We start from the raw sequence: 530 nt of genomic DNA, 5'->3' as shown, positions 1-530 counted from the left end.
CCGGCTTCGCTCGTCCTGGCGGCCCCGGACCCTGAAACGCCCGTCTTCCGCCGGCTCCTTTTGACCGCACCGAAGGGCAGACCGGCAAGGGCCGGAACCGCTTCGGAGGAACCTGAAAGGACAAGCCCATGGCAAAGCCCGCAACCCAATCCCGCCACTCCGCCCGCGTGGTGCAGCTTCGAAAGGGCGCCACACTCGAAATGGTCCGGCTCACCTGCCCGGACGCCGCCCAGGCGATGGCGATTACCGAAAGCTTCGGCACGGCCGTAATCGACGGCGACGGGATCCGCGACCTGCACGAGCGCCTGATCATCGAAACCGCCGAGAGCCTGTCCGAAGGCCTTGGCGAACGGGCGATGCAGATCCACCTCCAGCGCATCGTCGGCGCCTATGTCGGCTCTGCCCATGGCGCCGGACAGTTCTACTCCCGCGCCGTCAGTGAGGCACGCGATGCCACCGCCAAGGCCGCCAATGACGCACGCGACGAGGATCTCGACGGTCCGGTCGGCTACGACAGCGCCGCCCAGCGC

General features: G+C 68.1%; 1 pseudogene. It reads left to right on the top strand.

From position 1 onward, the window contains the following. Positions 1-128: 128 nt before the first annotated feature. A pseudogene (locus QD357_RS32925) lies at positions 129-530 on the top strand (hypothetical protein); the annotation flags it as partial.

Source organism: Rhizobium sp. BR 317, assembly GCF_047445835.1.
GTDB classification, from domain to species: domain Bacteria; phylum Pseudomonadota; class Alphaproteobacteria; order Rhizobiales; family Rhizobiaceae; genus Rhizobium; species Rhizobium paranaense.
This window is presented reverse-complemented; position numbering and strand designations above follow the sequence as displayed.